The following is an 18901-nucleotide window of genomic DNA, read 5'->3' as shown; positions in this document are numbered from 1 at the left end:
GTGGTGTCGCCGAGCGCAGGGCCCTAAGTCCAATATCCTTTGATGAACACGCGTTCGCGGATGACGAACGACACGAAGGCCGCCATCAGTGAGGTTTGGTTCCGGGCAATCGCAGATGATCGAGCATCAACTGGCTCGTGGCCGACAATCCCGCGGGATCCCTGGCCACCAGCACCAGTTCGCGATCGGCCCAGTCGTCGCTTAACTCGACGGCCGTCAGATTCATGCCGTGACTGAGGACCTCGAACGCACGGTCGGGAATGAGGCCGATCCCCATACCGGCCTGCACCATCCGGCACACCGCATCAAAACCCGGGACGTGGACCCGCAACCGGATCGACTTGCCAATCTGCTGCGCGGTGTATTGCGAGCGCAGATAGATCGAGCTGGTCGCAAACAGGCCGACATGGTCGTAGTCGAGTGTGTCGGCGAACGAAACGTCTCTTGCCGACGCAAGCGGATGATCGGATCGCACCACGATGACGAGGCGGTCCCGCCGATAGGAGAACCGCTCCAGCCCGCGCGTCGACACGTCTGCCGAGCAGATGCCGATTTCGGCCACGCCCTCCTCGACGCCGCGAACGACATCGGCGCTCGGACGCTCCTGCAGATCGAGCCGCACCAGCACGTGCGAGCGAAAGAAGCCGGGCAGATCGTCGGGAAGGAATTCGACGATCGACGAGAGATTGGCCAGCATCCGCACATGCCCGCGCACGCCGCGCGCATGCTCGGCCATGTCGACGGCGATCTTCTCGACGTTGAGCAGCGTCACGCGCGCATGATGCAGCAGCGATTCACCGGCCGGCGTCAGCGCCATGCCGTTCGGATGCCGCTCGAACAGCGCGACCTCGAGTACCTCCTCGAGGTCGTGCATGCGTTTGCTGACAGCAGAGGGCGCGATGGCCTCGCGCTGCGAGGCGCGCGTCAAATTGCCCTCCTCACAGATGGCGATGAACAGCCGCAGGGTCGTTAGGTCGATCCGTCGGGTGATGTTGGTCCTGGGCGTCCCGGTCATTGAGCGGGATTGCGTCTTCTCTTGCATGGTCTGTTTCCCGATCCGGGAAGATATAACGTCCGAAGTCACCGGGTTTCTCAAAATCCGGGGAGAACGGCCGCCGATTTGGAATCCGATACCAAGACGAGGCAATAATCCGCCATTTTGTTCCAAGCAGCACATAAGCTTGCTCGCGCTCGTCAACGCGCCTAATTCATGGGATCGGGACAGCAGAGGCGGAGACCAGCATTGATCGACATCGACCGGATACGTTCCGACACCCCGGCCGCCTCCCGCCTCGCTTATCTCCACAATGCCGGCGCGGCCCTCATGCCAACTGCCGTCGTCGCGGCAATGAAGGACCACATCGATCTGGAGGGCGAGATCGGAGGTTATGCCGCTGCCGACCGCGAGTCCGATCGGCTCGATGCGGTCTACGGCTCCGTAGCGCGCCTGCTGAATGCCGCCCCCGACGAGATCGCCCTCATGGAGAACGCGACAATTGCCTGGCAGATGGCGTTCTACGCGATTCCGTTTCGCCAGGGCGATCGGATCCTGACTGCCGAAGCGGAATACGCTGCCAACTACGTCGCGTTTCTTCAGGTCGCAAGGCGCACGGGCGCGATCATCGATGTCGTGACGAGCGATGCCAGCGGCGAACTCGACGTCCATGCGCTCGAGCGCATGATCGACGAACGCGTGAAGCTGATCGCCATCACCTGGGTTCCGACCAATGGCGGATTGGTCAATCCCGCGGCGGCGATCGGCAAGATCGCGCGGGCGCACGGGATTCCCTATCTGCTCGACGCCTGCCAGGCGGTCGGCCAGATGACGGTCGACGTCGACGCCATCGGCTGTGACATGTTGTCGGCGACGGGGCGCAAATTCCTCCGCGGCCCGCGCGGCACGGGCTTTCTCTACGTCCGTCGCGAGATGCTGCAACGGCTCGAGCCGCCGATGATCGATCACTTCGCCGCGCCCTGGGTCTCGCGAGGTGAATATCGGCTCCGTGACGATGCCCGCCGTTTCGAGACATGGGAGAACAATTACGCGGCACGTCTCGGTCTCGGCACGGCCATCGATTATGCCCTCGCGATCGGTCTCGGCCCGATCGAACAGCGCTGCCGTCTGCTTGCGGACCGTCTTCGCGGCGGCCTCGCCTCCGTTCGCGGCGTGACCATTCGCGACCTCGGACGCACACCGGGCGCCATCGTCAGCTTCACGCTGGATGGGTATGAGGCGGACGCCATCGTCAGCAGCGCCGCTGCGGCGGGCATCACCATCGGCGCTTCAGATCCGGCGAGTACTCGCATCGATGCCGAAATCCGCTCGCTGCCACCGGTCGTGCGGGCCTCCCCGCATTACTACAACACGGAAGCCGAGATCGACCGGCTGATCGGCCACCTCGTGGGTTTGGCGCCGCGATAGCGGCGCGCGCCACTCAGGTGCAGCGCGCGCTCAAGCCGGATGCACCGAGCTTGGCCATGACCTCGTCGAGATGCGCGCTGTCGCGGGTCTCGATGACGAGCTGAAGCAGCGTCGCTTTGGCCGGCAGATCCGAGAAGGTCCGCTGATGCGAGACCTCGATGATGTTGGCGCCGGCCTCGGCCAGCAGTGAGGCGACGGCAGCCAATTGCCCCGGCCGATCGGGGATATCGAGCGACAACTGCGTCAGCCGACCCTCGCGCGCTAGCTCACGCGTCAGAACGGAGGCGATCAGCCGCGTGTCGATGTTGCCGCCGCTCAGGACGAGGCCGACCTTCTGGCCGGCAAAGCGGGACGTATCGGACATCAGCGCGGCAAGCCCGGCGGCGCCGGCGCCCTCGACGACCGTCTTCTCGATCGAGATCAGGGTCGCGACCGCGCGCTCGAGCTCGGCTTCGTTCACCAGCGCGATGTCGTCGACGAGGCGGCGGACGATCTCGGTCGTGATCTTGCCCGGCGATTTCACCGCGATGCCTTCGGCGAGCGTGTCGCCGCGCGCGGGCAGATTGCCGTCATGGATGGCGTTGTACATCGAGGGGTAGAGCCAGGCCTCGACTCCAAGAATCCGCACCGTCGGCTTGATCGATTTCGCGGCAATGCCGATGCCGCTGATCAGGCCACCGCCGCCGATCGGGACCACCAGCGTATCGAGCTCCGGCACCGCCTTCAGCATCTCGAGCCCGACAGTGCCCTGCCCCGCGATGACGAGCGGGTCGTCGTAGGGGTGGACGAAGATCATGCCGCGGGCCTCGCCATGGCTGCGCGCATAGACGGCCGCCTCCTCCAGCGTCGCGCCCGTCACCACCACCTCGGCGCCGTGGTGCTTGGTGTTCTCGACCTTCACCATGGGCGTGCCGACCGGCATGACGATGGTGGCGGGAATGCCGAGCCGCTTGGCGTGATAGGCGACGCCCTGCGCGTGGTTGCCCGCCGACATCGCGATGACGCCGCGCGCACGCTCCTCCGGCGTCAGTGCGGTGAGCCGGTTGAGCGCCCCTCGCTCCTTGAACGAGGAGGTGAACTGGAGGTTTTCGAATTTCAGCCAGATGTCGCAGCCGCAGATGTTGCTCAGCGTGCGGCTGTAGCTGCACGGCGTCTCGACGACGGCGCCGCGGATGGTGTCGGCGGCGGCATGAATGTCGCCCAGAGCGACCGGCAAGCCACTGAGATCGGGGGATGTATTTTGGGACAACTCAGCCATAGGACAGCATAGAGCATTTGGCCATTTGAGGCGATAAGCCGGCCGCTATTTGGTAAATTCCCGGGAACGTGAAGCCCGCCACAGCGTCCATAGCGTGCGCAGCCGCGACGGGGGCTGCGGCGCAAACGGATTGCGCCCGGGTTGCGACAGGCGCTTGAGGTCACCCCGCACCTGGCTCAGCAGCAGAAACGCTGGCCGTGCCGGCGCCGGCACCTCCGGCAACAACGACAAGGCCGTCGTCAAATGCTGCTCAGCTTCGCCCACGAGCTGGCCCAGCACCGCATGCAGATTCGGCGTCTCCTTGCCGGCGAACACGTCCTCCATCTCGCAGCAATGGGCCGCCAGCAGCTGCTGCGGCAGGAACAGTTGCCGGTGCGCCGAGTCGCGCGGCAGATTCGCAATCACCTGCACGATGCCCTGGGCGAGCCCGGCATGCCTTGCGACATGCTCGGCCGCCTCCGAAGGTGGCGCCATGACCCGCGCCGCGAGGCCAAACAATGCCGAACAGGTCGCGTCCAGATAGCCCTCCAGAGCCGCCATGGTCGGCATCGGATCGTTGTAGAGATCGAACTGATGCTCGTCGGCGAGCAGCGACAACGGCTCGACCGGCAGGTCGAAATCGCTGATCGCACGCAATAGCTCCGCCGCCACCGGGTTGCCCTCGGCGCTGCCGTGGACGTGGCCCGACAGCATGTCGGTCCACCATTGCAGGCGGATTTCGCCGGGCAAGGGCTGGCTCACCTGGTCGCGGACGCGGACGATCTCGACATTGAAGGCATAGAGCGCCAGCAGCGCCTGGCGCTCGGCGGCCGGCGCAAACAGCGTTGCGGCATAGCGCGGAAAGTCATGGCTGCGCACGAGGCCGGCGCAGAAGGCGACGGAATCGGCCGGAGGCGCAGCGCTGCTCATGGCACGGCGATCAGCGCGGCCGCGACGCGGCGCCGCTCGCCGATCATGATGTTGTAGGTGCGCACGGCGGGACCGGTCTGCATCGTATCCAGCACCACCCTCACCGCCTTCAGCGCCTGCCGCAGGTCCGGCGGCGGCAACCAGACGCCGGTTCCGGTGCCGATCAGAAGCGTGTCGATGCTGTTGGCCGCCGTGAAGACGCGATCCAGCGAATAGCGGTCGATCTTCGTCGGGTCCGTCACGTCCCAGGCCCAGATCGCGTCGGGCAGGCAGAGCAGCGATCCCCGATGCGACATGCCGGCAAAGGCGAAGCCGCCCTTGCCATAGGCTTCGATCGGCGCCGAGCGGGGAAAATGCGGTGCGTTGGGATCGCCGGCCATGTGCTTCGTCCGAATGAGCTTACTGCCCTCGCAAACGCCTGCGAGGGCATGCGGTTCGGATCATGCCTTGTTTTTCTTCGCCGGCGTAGCCGTATCGGGCGCATCTTCGCGATGCTCGCCGACGCCGAGATAGATCAGGATCGGGGCCGCGATGAAGATCGAGGTATAGGTGCCGACCAGCACCACGCCGAACATCATCACCGCGGTGAAGCTGTGGATGGCATGGCCGCCGAACAGCAGCAGAGCCAGCAGCGCCAACGTCACGGTGAAGTGGGTGATGATCGAACGCGACAGGGTCGAATTGATCGACTCGTTGAGCAGCTGCGGCATCGGCATCTTCTTGTAGCGGCGCAGCATTTCGCGGATACGGTCGTAGATGACGACGGTGTCGTTGAGCGAATAGCCCAGAATGGTCAGAAGGGCCGCGATGCTGGTCAGGTCGAAATCGACCTGGCTGATCGACATGAAGCCGATCGTCAGCACGATGTCGTGCACGTTAGCGATCATGGCGCCGAGCGCGAACTGCCATTCGAAGCGGAACCAGAGGTAGATCAGGATCGAGACGATCGCGAGCATCAGGCCGAGCATGCCGTAGGCCAGCAGCTCGCCGGACACGCGCGGCCCCACCACCTCGACGCGGCGATATTCGACGGAATCGCCGAGCGCACCGCGCACCTTCTGCACGGCTTCCTGCTGGGCAGCGTCGCCGCCCGGCTGCTCCGCGACGCGGATCAGGACGTTCTCGGGGCCGCCGAACTGTTGCAGCTGGACTTCGCCGAGATGCAAGGCATCGAGCGTCGTCCGCATCGCGGCGATGTCGGCGGCGCCGGACTTGGCCTGCACTTCCAGCAGCGTGCCGCCGCGGAAGTCGATTCCGAAATTCAGGCCATGGGTGAAGAACAGTGTGATCGCGACGATCGACAGCGCCGCCGAGATCGGGAAGCTGATCCGGCGGAAGCGCGTGAAGTCGAAATGCGTATCGTCCGGGACGATGCGCAGCGACGGCAGCAGCCCGAGCGCTGCGACCACGGTGAGAACGGCAATGAGAATGCCAAGCCCGACGAGAACGTAGTGAGTCACGGTCTTAGCTCCTAGATCGGCACGCTCTGCGGCCGCTTCCACCGCACCCACCAGGCTACGATCAGCCGGGTCAGCGTGAAGGCGGTGAACACCGTGGTGATGATGCCGATGCCGAGCGTCACGGCAAAGCCGCGCACCGGACCGGTGCCGATGTAGAACAGCACGGCGGCGGCAATGAAGGTGGTGATGTTGGAATCGAGGATGGTCGCAAGCGCCCGCTTGAATCCGGCGTCGATCGCCGAAATCGCATTGCGGCCACCCCGCAGCTCCTCACGGATGCGCTCGTAGATCAGCACGTTGGAGTCGACCGCGATTCCGACGGTGAGCACGATGCCGGCGATGCCGGGCAGCGTCAGCGTGGCGTTGAGCAGCGACAACAGGCCGAAGATCATGGCGACGTTGATGGCCACCGCGATGTTCGCGAACACGCCGAACAGCCGGTAGGTCAGCAGCATGAAGATGATGACCAGGATCGAGCCGACATAGGCCGCAAGCTCGCCCTTCTCGATCGAGTCCTGGCCGAGGCCCGGACCGACGGTGCGCTCCTCGACCACAGTGAGCGGCGCCGGCAACGCGCCGGCGCGCAACAGGATCGCGAGATCGTTGGCCGATTGCACCGTGAAATTGCCGGAGATCTGGCCCTGGCCGCCGGTGATGGGCTCGCGGATGACGGGCGCCGAGATCACCTTGTTGTCGAGCACGATCGCGAAGGGCAACCCGACGTTTTCCTGCGTGGCCTGCGCGAACTTGCGCGCGCCCGAGGTGTTGAACTTGAAGCTGACGACCGGCTCACCCGTCCGCTGGTCGAAGCTCGCCTGGGCGTCGGTCAGGTCGCCACCGGCGACCAGCACCTGCTTCTTGACCACATAGGGCGTGGGCGGCGGCGAGGCGCTCATCAGCAGCTCGGATTCCGGCGGCAACCTGCCCTGCTGCGCCTGATCCGGCGGCACGGACGCATCGACCATGCGGAATTCCATCTTCGCAGTCTTGCCCAGCAATTCCTTCAGGCGGGTCGGATCCTGAAGACCGGGGACCTGCACCAGGATGCGGTCGTTGCCCTGGCGCTGGATGACGGGCTCGACGGTGCCGAGCTCGTTGACGCGGCGCTCGACGATCTGGATCGACTGCTCGATGGTCTTGCGCATGCGGTCGAGCATCGCAGCCTGCGGGATCGTCAGGCGGATCACGCCGCCGCCGGCGTCGGTCACCTCAAGGTCGCGCTGACCGCTGGACCCCATCAGTCCGCCCAGCGGCTGGGACAGCTCGCGCAGCTTGGCGAGCGCCGGCTGCACGTCGGATTCCTTGGTGATGCGAACCTCGGCCGCGTCGTTGCGCACGGTCACGCCGCCGGTGAATCCGATCTTGGCATCGCGCAGCGTCCGGCGGACGTCGTCGCGGACCTGGTCGAGCCGTTCCTTCTTCACATAGGCGGAATCGACCTCGAGCAGCAGATAGGAGCCGCCCTGGAGATCGAGGCCGAGCACGAGCCGCCGCTGCGCCCAGGCGGGCCAGGTCTTGACTTGCGCTTCGGGAAAGAAGTTCGGGACCGCGCAGAGGCACACGATCAGCGCCGTCAGGATAATCCCCAGCGCCTTCCACCGCGTGAAATACAACATCGACTGGACCTGTCAGATCGGGAGACTTGGGATGCTCGCGGAAGCGCTCACTTCGACGCGGCGTCGTCCTTGGCGGCTTCCTTGCTATCCTTGGATTCCTTCGCCGGCTCGCCCTTCGCGCGCACGCCGGAGACCATCGAACGCATCTGCCGCACGCGCACGCCGTCGGCGATCTCGAACTCGATCTGGTCGTCGTCGACGACCTTGGTGACCTTGCCGACGAGGCCGCCCGTGGTCACGACGGTGTCGCCCCGGCGGATGTTCTTCACGAGGTCGGCATGGTCGCGGACCTTCTTCTGCTGCGGGCGCAGAATCAGGAAGTACATGATCACGAAGATCAGGGCGAACGGCAGCAGCGACATCAACATGCTGTTGGTGTCGCCGGCGCCCGCGGCCTGGGCATACGCAGGGGTAATGAACATTCGGACGATCCTCGTGGAAACGGGGGAAAACCGGTCAGGCCCTCAAAGGCGACCGGTTCGGTCAAATTCGCGCGGACTATAGCGGCCATTGCCCCAATTGCAACGCTGCCAGACCGTCGATTTGGCCATCTTGCGGCGCGGCCTCAGGCCCGATAAGGCTGCATTCTCAGGAACTTCGGACATGCCCAAAAAACCAAGCAAAAGCCCGGCCGGCAAAGGCCCCCGTACCCCTGCCAGGATGCCAGCCCGCGTCGCGGCAAAACGTCCCAAGGCAACCCCCAAGGCAGTTGACAAGGCAGCCCCGGACCTCTCCCAGGATCGTATCGTCCGCGCGCTGGAGACGATCGCGGCGCACCTCGCCGCCCAGGGCAAGCCGGCCGTCGAACGCGAATCGTTCGAGCGGGCGGACGCCTATGTCTGGCACCCGGACGGCCGCCTCGCTGCGGTGCCGCGGGTCAGCCGCGTCGAGTTGTTCCTGCTGAAAGGCGTCGACCGGATGCGCGACATCCTGATGGAGAACACTGAGCGTTTCGCCAACGGCCTGCCGGCCAACAATGCCCTGCTCTGGGGCGCGCGCGGCATGGGCAAGTCGTCGCTCGTGAAGGCGGCGCATGCCAGCATCAACGCGGAGCGCAAGGCCGCCGATAAGCTGAAGCTGATCGAGATCCATCGCGAGGACATCGAGAGCCTGCCCGCGCTGATGGAACAGCTTCGCGCCTCGTCCTTCTACTTCATCGTGTTCTGCGACGACCTCTCCTTCGACGGCAATGATGCGTCCTACAAGTCGCTCAAGGCCGTGCTCGAAGGCGGCATCGAGGGCCGGCCCGAGAACGTCATCCTGTACGCCACTTCCAACCGCCGCCATCTGCTGGCGCGCGAGATGATCGAGAACGAGCGCTCGACCGCGATCAATCCCGGCGAAGCGGTCGAGGAGAAGGTCTCGTTGTCCGATCGCTTCGGCCTGTGGCTCGGCTTCCACCGCTGCAGCCAGGACGAATATCTCGCCATGGTGCGAGGCTATTGCAGCCATTTCGGCATTGAGGTCGATGACGAGGCGCTGGAGCGCGAGGCGCTGGAATGGTCGACCACGCGCGGCTCCCGCTCGGGCCGCGTCGCCTGGCAGTTCGTGCAGGAGCTTGCGGGGCGGCTCGGCGTGAAGCTGACGGTGCAGTAGCGGTCGGATCGCAACCCGCCTACGTGCCGCCCTTCCCCGAAGGCGGGGGTCAAGGGCGCGTGCCTTGCTTCGTCACCATGTGCCGGGTCGGCGTGACGGTACTTTCAGGCGCGGCGGGCGAGATCGCAAATCGTGCGCGAAGGCGACGCCTGCTACGCGCCGGCACTACGGCATCGGTGGTGGTCACCGGAGCGAGCTTCGACGGGGACCAGGTGCCACCGGTTGCCCGCGTGTTGCAAAGAATGATCAGCAAGCTGACAAGCCGCAGCTTGGTTGCTGCTAATATTTTCTGACGATGGGTTTTGTCGTCGGAGGTGCTCCGGGCGCGGGCGGCGAGATAGAGAAGGTGACCCAGGTATTCCAGCCCGATGGCCGGTTTTCCGCAGCGAACTCGCCGTAAGCTTTCAAATTGAGATAGCCCTGCATGTCGCCGACCGGAAACAGGAATCCTATCTGGGGGCCGATGCCGACCACTTGGGACTGGAAGCAGCCGACGCGGTCGCCTGAACCGCTGTCGCAGCCGAGCTCCTTATAGACATACCCCACGAGTCCAACCATGACCTGCTTCGACAGGAATTGCGATGCACCCCAGTCGAAGTGCATGTCGACGCCATTCTGATACTGCGTTGCAGTGTTCTTGAAATTGTAGGTGAAGCCGAGCACGCCGGAGAATTCGTGGCCGGTCTGCGGATTGAAATAGGTGTAGCCGCCGCCGACGTCGATCGCGCTGTGTCCGATGCCTATATTCGACAGGCGATCGGATTGGTAAGCGCCAACCGGGATGTCGCCCATGATATAGGTCATGTAGTTGTGGACCCCGGCGTTCCAGCGCAATTGGAATACCGGCGCTACATCCCCAAAGCCCCACGTGGTGTCGCTGATGGTGTCGGACCGCGCGAAGGGGACGTTGTTGCCGAGAGGGCCCGTGAGCACGCCTGACAAGGTGCCTGCCAGGCTGGTGCCGACGACGCCGTAGGCTGCTAACAGGGACACCGACGCCTGGCCGCCGAGAACCGGCGTCGCGAATACATAGGTTGGGATCACAAAGCCAAGATCGCCCGTGGCGTTGACGTTCAAATTCAGTTTTGCGTCGAGGGTAACATTGGCCGGAACCCTGTTGAGCGTGAACTCGCGCGCACGCGCGACGTCGGCGCCGGCGGAGACAGAGGTGTGATAGTAAATGTTTGCCAGCGACCAACCCGGCTGCTGCGGCGCGGCCGCCAGACTTCCAAAGAAACCGGGGACCCAGAAGCTGACGCCGCCTTCATCGGCCAAAGCACAATGGGAAAAACCAACGATCGCGGACGTCAAGACGAATGCAGCAACGCCAAGTCTGCGTGGACGTGCTGATTTCGATCGCTCACTCTGCCCCGCCGCCAGTGCAATGCTCACTGTCATGTCGTGCCTCGTAAGATGTGTTACCTCCGAATACAATCCGGCGACAGCGTACCCCCGAGGCGATCGGGGCTCATCATGTAAAATTCAACGGGGATAGATCTATCGCAAGAAAGATCAATGCTGCGACCAAAGAGCCACATTCGGTAACCCAAGTCCGATCGGGCGCCACAGCAGATCTACTGCAACCCTCTCATAGCTGGAAATGTTGGGTATGCAGTTTGTGCCACCGATTCTATTTTCGGACCCCCACCAACGAGTGAGAAAAACAACAAGCTCGCATCGCCGTTCGCCGGCGTCTCTTGCTGCAACGCGATGCCAGCCGTTGCTAGGTCGCATATTGAGCCTCACGACTGCTTATTGGTAATCGAGTGTGACCAAGAGCAAAGTTGCCAGACGATGAACCTCAAGCTCACGCTCGTCGGCGTCGTTCTAGCGTCAGCCTTCGCCGCACCTGTGGCCGCTGGCCCATTCGAGGATGCCGTCGATGCTCACGCCAGAGGCGATTACGCCAAGGCCCTGTACGGCCAAGACGTGGGGAAGCCGGCTACGCAGCAACCTCCTCGTTGGCCGAAACTTCTATTGCGGTGCTGATGACCGCCATGTGCACAAATTCCAATGCATCACTGCCAGATCGCCCAGCGCGTTCTCAAACAGGAGACGATCGCAAAGTCAGACAACGATGTTCACTTAAAGAACACGAAGCGGCACGAAGACTCAATTTCGTTGTGGCCGAAATGTCACCTGCATCGACATTGCAAGCTAGGCTTGATGCAGATCAAACAAGTTGATTGGTCAGAGACCTTCTTGGTCATATGTTTGCGAGTTGTGGCCGACCTTGAGGAGGCGACAGTGCAGAGAGTTTTCCTCATTTGCATCGCGGCAGGATTGTTGAGCGGACCCGCTCTTGCGTCCGACCTGCCTGTCAAAGCTCCGATATACAAAGCACCAATCGCGGCACCTTTGTATAATTGGGGAGGGTTTTATGTTGGTGCCAACTTCGGTGGGGGATGGTCCAACGGCAGCCTGAACATTCCCGGCAACAATCTGTATGGCGGCCTGACCGAATTCGTTGGAGGCGTGCAGGCGGGCTATAACTTCCAGGCCGGCCACTTTCTGTTTGGTGTCGAAGGTGAGTTCGATGGAGCCGGCTTCGGTCATCCGGTCTTTCCTGCTCCGACATTAGCCTTTGTAGATCAACACTGGATCGGCACCGTGGCGGGCCGTGTCGGCCTCGTGGATGATCGATGGCTCGTATTCGCCAAGCTTGGCGGCGGCTGGGTCAACAGCAGCGCTACTTTGAACCTCCCCGGCGCCGCTTGGAACGGGACCAGCACGAACACCGGCTGGTTGGCGGGCGCTGGCATCGAATACGGCTTCAAGTCGCATTGGACCGTCAAACTCGAATACGATTATCTTGGGCTATCGAACTGGAGTTCTCCCACCGTCCCCTCGGTCGCTTTGAACCGCGACCTACAAATGGTCAAAGCTGGCATCAATTATAAATTCGAAAGCGGCCTTCCTGCGGTGGCCGAGGCGCCGAAGCATTCCCACGAACCTTCAGACGACGAAGATCTACAGAAGAAATCACAAAACCCGATCGCGGATTTGGTCAGCGTGCCGTTTCAGAGCAACACCAATTTCAATACCGGACCATTCAATCGCACCCAGGAAGTACTCAACATTCAACCCGTCGTGCCCATGCATTTAAACGATGACTGGAACGTAATCTCACGTACCATCATTCCGTTGGTGAGCCAGCCGAGTCCGTTCTTCGACAGTAGCACCAACGGGATTGGCGACATTACTCAATCGTTGTTTGTGTCCCCCGTGCATCCCGGGCCGCTGATCTGGGGCGTGGGACCAGTCTTCACCGTTCCGTCCGCAAACGATCCCATCCTCGGGACCGGTAAATTCTTGTTCGGCCCAACGGCCGTGTTACTGGTCACGCCGCCACATTGGGTGATCGGTGTATTGCTAAATAACCAGTGGTCGGTCGGCGGCAATCCACTGCGACCGCCCGTCAACGCCTTCCTCGCCCAGCCCTTCGCCAACTACAACATGGCGCACGGCTGGTACCTGAACACATCACCCATCATCACCGCGGATTGGCTCGCGGCGTCGGGGGAGCGGTGGACAGTGCCGGTCGGCGGCGGTATCGGTCGGGTTTTCAGAGTGGGTGATCAACCGATCAACGCATCGATTCAAGCCTATTACAACGTGATACGTCCGACCGGCGCTCCGGCCTGGTCCCTGCGAACTACTGTCGCGTTGCTGTTCCCGGTTAATTGACACGGCAACCTGGCGCGCAACGAGACTTGTGTCTCGGTGTCCGAAGTGGATGATCGCGTCCTTTGTACTGTGGGCCGACAACTTCCCGACGCCGCGTAATACGGTCCACCTCGGACTCGGTTCGGTTCAGAACAAATCTCCGATTGGCAGAATACATCCGAGGTCAAGATCGCCCCGGAATTTGCGTGGCGCCACCAACAGCTAGTTCAACGCAGAATCGTCACACCATGCGTCTGCAATGCCTCGATGATACCGTCGAAGATCAGCGCAACGCCCATCGCAGAGACGAAGAAGCCAACTATTCGGGTGATAGCATCGATCCCCATTGCGCCGAGCTTGTCGAAAAGTTTCCCGGCATATGCCAGACACAGGTAGGTGACGACCATCGTCGCGAAAATAGCCACGACGATCGCTACGAAGGAGGCCAGTTCCGCTGATGATCGCTTAATCGTGGCAGTCATGCCGAGGATGGTGGCGATAGCGCCTGGTCCGCACATGAGCGGCATCGCAAGCGGCACGAAAGCTATGTTACCGCTCTGATCCGCGCCGCTGGCCGGAATCACGCCACCGGAAGCGGATGGTGAAAATAGTTCAAAGCCGATCTTCATCAGGATGATCCCGCCGACGATGCGGACCATGCTCAGCGGCACGCCGAACAAGCGTAGGATCAGCGTTCCGAAGATCAAGAAAAAGAGAGATAGAAGCAGCGCATAGAGGCAAGCTTTCCATGCCACCTTGCGATGTGTGGCGGCGTCCTTGCCTTCCAGCATCTTCAGATAGACCGGCAGGACCTCGAACGGATTTATTATCGCGAGCAAAGTCGCGAACGTACCCACGAACAGCGAGAGTTCATGACCCATTATGCCTGCGCCTCACCCTTTCTCCGGGTGCTCGACTTCGGTGAAAAGGCTCCCCTGTGCCGCACCTGAGCCTGCGCGGCCGCCGCCGGCACCGCGGAGCACCCATGCTGCACCCACTGCGAGAACTGCACCCACGAGTGGACCTGCGACATACACCCAATAGCTCGTGAAGTCGGTCGCGATTAAGTTCGGGCCGAACGTGCGCGCTGGGTTCATCGACGCTCCCGAGATAGGGCTCCCCCACAGCCCGGCGAGTGCAATGTACGCGCCGACGCCGATCGCGCCGATGATCCCGATGTTCTGAGCGCCTGACGCCGTGCCGAGAATGACACTGACGAGACCGAGGGTCAGCACGGCCTCCATCAGGAACGCATCGGACGCGGAGTATCCCGACGCGGGATAGTTCGACCCGTAGCTGGCCGACACGTTGATCACGGCGTGCAGGAACAGTGCCGCGAGCGTCGCCCCGATCAACTGCACGACGATATATCCCGGTACGCGACGCCATGGGAAGTCGCCACGCACCGAGAACGCGATACTGACCGCGGGATTGAGATGAGCGCCGGACACCTTGCCCATGAAGAGGATGATCGCCATCACCATCAGACCGGGTGCGACGACCGCAGCGGCACGGCTGATCGTGCCGGGAAAGGCCTGCCCCATCATGCCGCCACCGGCGGCCACGAGGACGAGGAAGAACGTTCCGAGCAGCTCCGAGAAGAGGCGGCGCCACTCTTGGTTCGGATCGTGGAAGTCGTTTAGCGACGCGACAAGCTCGTGATCCAGATGGCTCAGTGTTCTGTCGGCCACTGTTTGCGCCATGAGTTGCTCTTTCCTCTGGTCGATGCCGCTGTCCGTTAGCCTCTCGCACCAAGCCTGCACGGCTCGTCGGGTCATCGGCGCGCTTGCGGATTTTTCGAGCGGGATAGGCATGCCTTCAATCCTCCAAGACGGGACCACACCAGCCGGGCAGGTAGCTCGCCTCCTCGTTTTTGGACAATTCCAGGGCTTGCTCGAGGGCTTCCTCGAAGTGGGTGTCTACGGTTTTGCGCTTGACCCGGCGACGCAAAAAATCCGCCCACAAGAACTCGCTGAACGGCGTCGTGTCCTTGGCGTACCCGCCGGCGCGCCGCAGTTCGCCCGCCAACGAGCGGAACGGATCGTCAATAAGCCCGGCCACGGTCTTCGGCAAATCCTTGTAAGGGCGCAGACGGCCCTCGTCGTCGTACGAATGCATCCAGCTTTGATTGTCCAGGACGAACCAGAACGAATCGGGCTCCAGCGTCCTGAGGTTTTTCACCACGGTAACCAATACCTCTTCGACCCCTTCTTCATGGAGCGCACGCGCCAGGTGGTGATGATCGATGACGTAGTGGCGGTCCTTCGGGCCAAGCACGACCGGGATCATGTGCTTGCCCAGGAACTCGGCTCCTTTCTCTTTGCTCTCGTCGCGCCAGCGCTTGCGCTTCTCCTTGACCTCCCGAATGCCGACCGTCATCTGGGTCGGGCGCAGGTCTGCGATCGCAACGGGCTTGAGAATGGGTTCACGGTCCGACATCGTGCAGACTTCTTTGATCACTAGTCCGGAAATGTTCGCTTTTAGAAGTCGTCGTCGCCTCGTCAGGGCCAGCCGCGTCCGGTCGGTCCCGATCACCGGACATTCTCAGCGCCCGTCGGCAAAGCCCGCCTTTTATAACAACGACCCTTCGTTGTGCTCACGGTGGACTATTCCATTGATCTGGATCAACGGTCGGCCAAGACTCTTGGCGCGCGCCCGTACCGGGGCTACACGGACATGATGGCGCTTCGTGATTGTGGTCGATGACGATGCGGCCATCCTGAAGCGTATGGCGCATGCTGTTCGCAGGTTTAGCTTCGAATAGTCAATTCGAGGGAGTCTGACCATGAACATCACTCCCACCATGCGCGCATTGGTATGGTCGACCTCCGTTCTGGCTCTCACAATTGGTCCGACCTTCGCCCAGCAGATCTCGGGAACGCCGGCTGATGTCCTCCTTGCGTTAACAGCGGACGTCCGCGCCTCGAACGCGGTGCCGCAGGCGACAAAGATGGTCGGTGTGCAAGTCCGGAATGCGTTGGGTGCCTCTTGCCGGTAACCATGTCCACTGGCTATTGCCGTCCAGATGGCACTTATGGGTCCTTAGAGGATGTCAGTCGAAGGCAAAGATGCGCTTCCAGTCCTTCTTCATGTCGACGACCGCCCACTTGTTGACGGCCGCGGCGTCGAGCGCGACGTCGAGTTTCCCGAAATGCGAGTCGCGGTCATAGGCATATTCGCGTTCCGCATCGGTATGGTGGACGATCAGGCCGAACCGCGCGCCACTGGCGCCGAGCGTCGTCCATTGCAGCATTTCGAGATCGCCGTCGGAGTTGCCGAAGGCGGCGATCGGACGCCGGCCAATGTGCTCGTTGATGCCGATCGGCTTGCCCGCCTTGTCGTCGATGAAATTGATGTCGGGCAGCCGGAAGAGCGTTGGCGCACCGTCCTTGATCTCAAATCGGGTTTTGATCGACGATCCGACCACCTGCTCCGGAGGTATTCCGTAGATCCGCTCGGTCCAGGGCCGCATGAATTCGATGCCGCCGCCCGACGCGATGAAGGTCTTGAAGCCGCTGGCCCGGAGATAGGCGAGCAGTTCGAGCATCGGCTGGTAGACCAGTTCAGTATGCGGCCGCTTGAAGCGGGGATCGCGCGCGGTCGCCAACCAATCCGTGACAATCTTCTCGAACTCTGCCGTCGTCATGCCGGCATGAGTTACCGCGATGATTTCGACCAATCCTTTTTCGCCTGAAGCCGCAAGCGCCTTCAGGTCGCCGTCCAGCACCGCCGCGAACGGCTGCTTGGTCTTCCATTCCGGATGCATTGGCGCCATGGCCTTCACGCGGTCGAGGGCGAAGGCCAGTTGCACATACATCGGCTGCTCGACCCATAGTGTGCCGTCATTGTCGAAGGTCGCGATGCGCTGCTCGACCGGCACAAAGAAAGGCCCGCCTTGCGTCGTGACCCGCGCGACGAAATCGAGGATCGAAGCCTTGGTCGCCCCCTCGTTCCAGGACGGGAGTGGATCGCGTGCCTGTGCCAGCGCGGAGGTGGAGCGGAGTGAGGCGGAGAGCAAGGGAAGGACGGCCAGTGACGAGAGCAGGATGCGGCGATCGATAGCAGGAAAACGGATGATCGGTTTCAAGGTCGACTCCTTTCCGTTGCCAAGCGGGCGCACAGGAGTTCGGTGCGCCCGCCATGAAACCAGTCGATGCCAGGCGCTACTTGCCCACCGCCGCCCGGGCCGCCTCGATTTTCGCCTTCACGGCATCGAGGTTGAAACTCGCGCCCTTTTGCATCGGCGGAAACTCGATCGCCGTCATCGCCAGCTTTTCCACCTGCTGCTGAACAAATACAAAGCGCCAGAATTCGTATTTGAACCAGTCGAAGTATTGCTGCGCGCCTTCTTTACTCCCGTTATCGGGCCAGCCCGTGCGCTCGAATGGATCGAGGCGAAGATTGGTCAAATAGGGCACGTCAACCTTGGTTTTTTCGCCGAGCCAGCCTTTTGGCTGGTCGATGAAGCGATACTTGAAGTCGTCGATGCGCACGGCACCGAGTTCGCTCTCTCCGAAGTAAAAGATTTCGTGCCGGTTCGACGGCCCCTTGCCGGTAATCATGTCCATCTGGTTATAGCCGTCCAGATAGCACTTATAGGTCGTGTCACCGATCTGTTTGCCCTTCTGCAGCTCCTCTGCAATGTTCGGGTTGCCGGCGGCCGCCAGCAAGGTCGGAAACCAGTCCAGACCGGAAATGATGCCGTTCTCGACCTTGCCGGCCGGCACCTTGCCCGGCCAACGGATCATGCAGGGCACGCGGAAGCCACCTTCCATGACGGTGCCTTTGCTCTGCGCGAAAGGCGTCTGCCCGCCATCAGGCCAGGTGAAGACCTCGGTGCCGTTGTCGGTGGTGAAGACCACGATGGTGTTGTCGTCCACGCCCATATCCTTGAGCTTCTGCATCACCATGCCGACGTCGTCATCGAGCTGCGCCATGCCGGCTTCATGTATCGACCAGCCGTTCTTGGAGTTGCGCGTTGCCTCGTACTTTGGTGAAAGATGCGTGACGATGTGCATCCGGGTCGGGTTGAGCCATAGAAAGAACGGCTTGTTGTCGGCCTTGGCCTTCTCGATGAACTTGATCGCCAGGTCGCGGATTTCGTCGTCCACGGTCTCCATTCGCTTGGGATAGAGCGTTCCAGCATCCTCGATCTTCTGCTTGCCAACCTTGCCCCAACGCGGGTCCACCGTGGGGTCATCCACGTTGGTCGCATAAGTATGAAGCATGTTGCGTGGACCGACGACGTTCAGCAGATCCTGCGGGTAGTTTGGGTGCGCGGGGTCTTCCATGGCGTCGAGGTGATAGAGGTAACCGAAGAACTCGTCGAAGCCATGCACCGTCGGCAAGAATTCATTCTTGTCGCCAAGGTGGTTCTTGCCAAACTGGCCGGTGGCGTAGCCCATTCCTTTCAACGCCGTGGCGATGGTCACGGCCTGCGCCGGTATGCCTATGGCAGCGCCGGCCTGACCGACCGTGGTCATACCAGTGCGGATCGGCAGCTCGCCGGTAATGAAGTTGGCGCGACCTGCCGTGCAACTCGCCTCCGCGTAGTAATCCGTGAACAGCATGCCTTCGGCGGCGAGCTTGTCGAGATTGGGTGTCCGCCCAGCCATCAGGCCGCGGTGATATGCGCCGATATTCCACATGCCGATGTCGTCGCCCATGATGAAGACGATGTTCGGCCGCTGCCCGGCTGGCGCGGGTGACGGTGTTGGTTGCTGCGCATGCGCAGAACTTGTTAGCCCGACCGCGGTGAGTGCCGAAGCGGCGACAAGCGAACTCCCGCTCAGCAAAAGATCGCGGCGTTTCATTCCGTTGCCCGATTGCGGAGTAGCGTCGTGGGAATCTCCAGGCGGAAGCTTATTGCTCATGACGTACTCCTCCCGTTGTTACGCAATTGGCTCTGTTCGCTTGACGCATCGGAAGCCGGCGTGGCTTGTGGAGGTGGCGACCGGCCCGACGCGGCCTCTTT

17 protein-coding genes are annotated in these 18901 nt (G+C 62.2%); 4 read left to right on the top strand and 13 right to left on the bottom strand.

Annotated elements, in window-relative coordinates; all coding sequences use genetic code 11:
- Positions 1 to 85 precede the first annotated feature (85 nt).
- On the bottom strand, positions 86 to 1042 hold the full coding sequence (locus tag ABIB99_RS08405) for a LysR family transcriptional regulator (RefSeq protein WP_354175441.1): 957 nt from the start codon (positions 1040 to 1042) through the stop codon (positions 86 to 88).
- Positions 1043 to 1243: 201 nt separating this feature from the next.
- On the opposite strand from ABIB99_RS08405, the gene ABIB99_RS08400 reads away from it, so the two are divergent.
- Positions 1244 to 2422, top strand: a complete 1179-nt coding sequence (locus tag ABIB99_RS08400) for an aminotransferase class V-fold PLP-dependent enzyme (RefSeq protein WP_063983132.1) — start codon at positions 1244 to 1246, stop codon at positions 2420 to 2422.
- Between the two features lie 13 nt (positions 2423 to 2435).
- Here ABIB99_RS08400 and ABIB99_RS08395 read toward each other — a convergent pair whose 3' ends face one another.
- Genes ABIB99_RS08395 through yajC form a run of 6 tightly spaced genes read right to left on the bottom strand, consistent with a single transcriptional unit; the run spans position 2436 to position 8087 of the window.
- Positions 2436 to 3680, bottom strand: a complete 1245-nt coding sequence (locus ABIB99_RS08395; protein WP_063983131.1) for a threonine ammonia-lyase — start codon at positions 3678 to 3680, stop codon at positions 2436 to 2438.
- Between the two features lie 45 nt (positions 3681 to 3725).
- Positions 3726 to 4589 carry a phytoene/squalene synthase family protein gene (locus ABIB99_RS08390; RefSeq protein ID WP_063983130.1) on the bottom strand — a complete coding sequence of 288 codons (864 nt, stop codon included), beginning with the start codon at positions 4587 to 4589 and terminating at the stop codon, positions 3726 to 3728.
- Complete coding sequence (locus tag ABIB99_RS08385) at positions 4586 to 4969, bottom strand: Mth938-like domain-containing protein (protein WP_028152342.1); 384 nt, start codon at positions 4967 to 4969, stop codon at positions 4586 to 4588. The genes ABIB99_RS08390 and ABIB99_RS08385 overlap by 4 nt, the downstream gene beginning before the upstream one ends.
- 60 nt (positions 4970 to 5029) lie before the next feature.
- Entirely contained in the window at positions 5030 to 6049 is a 1020-nt protein-coding gene (gene secF / locus ABIB99_RS08380; RefSeq protein WP_063983129.1) for a protein translocase subunit SecF, read from the bottom strand.
- A gap of 11 nt (positions 6050 to 6060) precedes the next feature.
- The gene (secD, locus tag ABIB99_RS08375) at positions 6061 to 7665 is read right to left on the bottom strand and encodes a protein translocase subunit SecD (RefSeq protein ID WP_063983128.1); all 1605 of its coding nucleotides are present in this window, start codon (positions 7663 to 7665) and stop codon (positions 6061 to 6063) included.
- Positions 7666 to 7712: 47 nt separating this feature from the next.
- Positions 7713 to 8087, bottom strand: coding sequence for a preprotein translocase subunit YajC (yajC, locus tag ABIB99_RS08370; protein ID WP_063983127.1), 375 nt, complete (start codon positions 8085 to 8087; stop codon positions 7713 to 7715).
- Between the two features lie 181 nt (positions 8088 to 8268).
- Here yajC and ABIB99_RS08365 point away from each other — a divergent pair, with 181 nt between their 5' ends.
- Entirely contained in the window at positions 8269 to 9261 is a 993-nt protein-coding gene (locus tag ABIB99_RS08365; protein WP_063983126.1) for an ATP-binding protein, read from the top strand.
- Positions 9262 to 9540: 279 nt separating this feature from the next.
- Here the strand turns inward: ABIB99_RS08365 and ABIB99_RS08360 are convergent, their stop codons facing one another.
- Positions 9541 to 10659, bottom strand: a complete 1119-nt coding sequence (locus tag ABIB99_RS08360) for a SphA family protein (protein ID WP_354175440.1) — start codon at positions 10657 to 10659, stop codon at positions 9541 to 9543.
- 849 nt (positions 10660 to 11508) lie between these two features.
- Here ABIB99_RS08360 and ABIB99_RS08355 point away from each other — a divergent pair.
- On the top strand, positions 11509 to 12948 hold the full coding sequence (locus ABIB99_RS08355; RefSeq protein ID WP_354175438.1) for an outer membrane protein: 1440 nt from the start codon (positions 11509 to 11511) through the stop codon (positions 12946 to 12948).
- A gap of 206 nt (positions 12949 to 13154) precedes the next feature.
- On the opposite strand, the gene ABIB99_RS08350 is transcribed toward ABIB99_RS08355, so the two are convergent.
- Genes ABIB99_RS08350 through ABIB99_RS08340 form a run of 3 tightly spaced genes read right to left on the bottom strand, consistent with a single transcriptional unit; the run spans position 13155 to position 15366 of the window.
- Complete coding sequence (locus tag ABIB99_RS08350; protein ID WP_071913630.1) at positions 13155 to 13808, bottom strand: MarC family protein; 654 nt, start codon at positions 13806 to 13808, stop codon at positions 13155 to 13157.
- Positions 13809 to 13820: 12 nt separating this feature from the next.
- The gene (locus ABIB99_RS08345; RefSeq protein WP_354175437.1) at positions 13821 to 14741 is read right to left on the bottom strand and encodes an MIP/aquaporin family protein; all 921 of its coding nucleotides are present in this window, start codon (positions 14739 to 14741) and stop codon (positions 13821 to 13823) included.
- 4 nt (positions 14742 to 14745) lie between these two features.
- Positions 14746 to 15366, bottom strand: a complete 621-nt coding sequence (locus ABIB99_RS08340) for a ParB-like protein (RefSeq protein ID WP_354118125.1) — start codon at positions 15364 to 15366, stop codon at positions 14746 to 14748.
- 346 nt (positions 15367 to 15712) lie between these two features.
- Between ABIB99_RS08340 and ABIB99_RS08335 the strand changes: the two genes are divergently transcribed.
- Positions 15713 to 15925: a hypothetical protein gene (locus ABIB99_RS08335; RefSeq protein ID WP_354118124.1), complete on the top strand. Its 213-nt coding sequence runs from the start codon at positions 15713 to 15715 to the stop codon at positions 15923 to 15925.
- 54 nt (positions 15926 to 15979) lie between these two features.
- Here the strand turns inward: ABIB99_RS08335 and ABIB99_RS08330 are convergent, their stop codons facing one another.
- A complete protein-coding gene (locus ABIB99_RS08330; RefSeq protein WP_404979567.1) occupies positions 15980 to 16960 on the bottom strand; it encodes an HAD family hydrolase in 981 nt (326 codons plus the stop codon).
- Positions 16961 to 17090: 130 nt separating this feature from the next.
- A complete protein-coding gene (locus ABIB99_RS08325) occupies positions 17091 to 18740 on the bottom strand; it encodes an arylsulfatase (RefSeq protein ID WP_208089440.1) in 1650 nt (549 codons plus the stop codon).
- Positions 18741 to 18901 lie beyond the last annotated feature (161 nt).

The organism is Bradyrhizobium sp. LA6.1 (assembly GCF_040547805.1).
GTDB classification, from domain to species: Bacteria; Pseudomonadota; Alphaproteobacteria; order Rhizobiales; family Xanthobacteraceae; genus Bradyrhizobium; species Bradyrhizobium barranii.
This window is presented reverse-complemented; position numbering and strand designations above follow the sequence as displayed.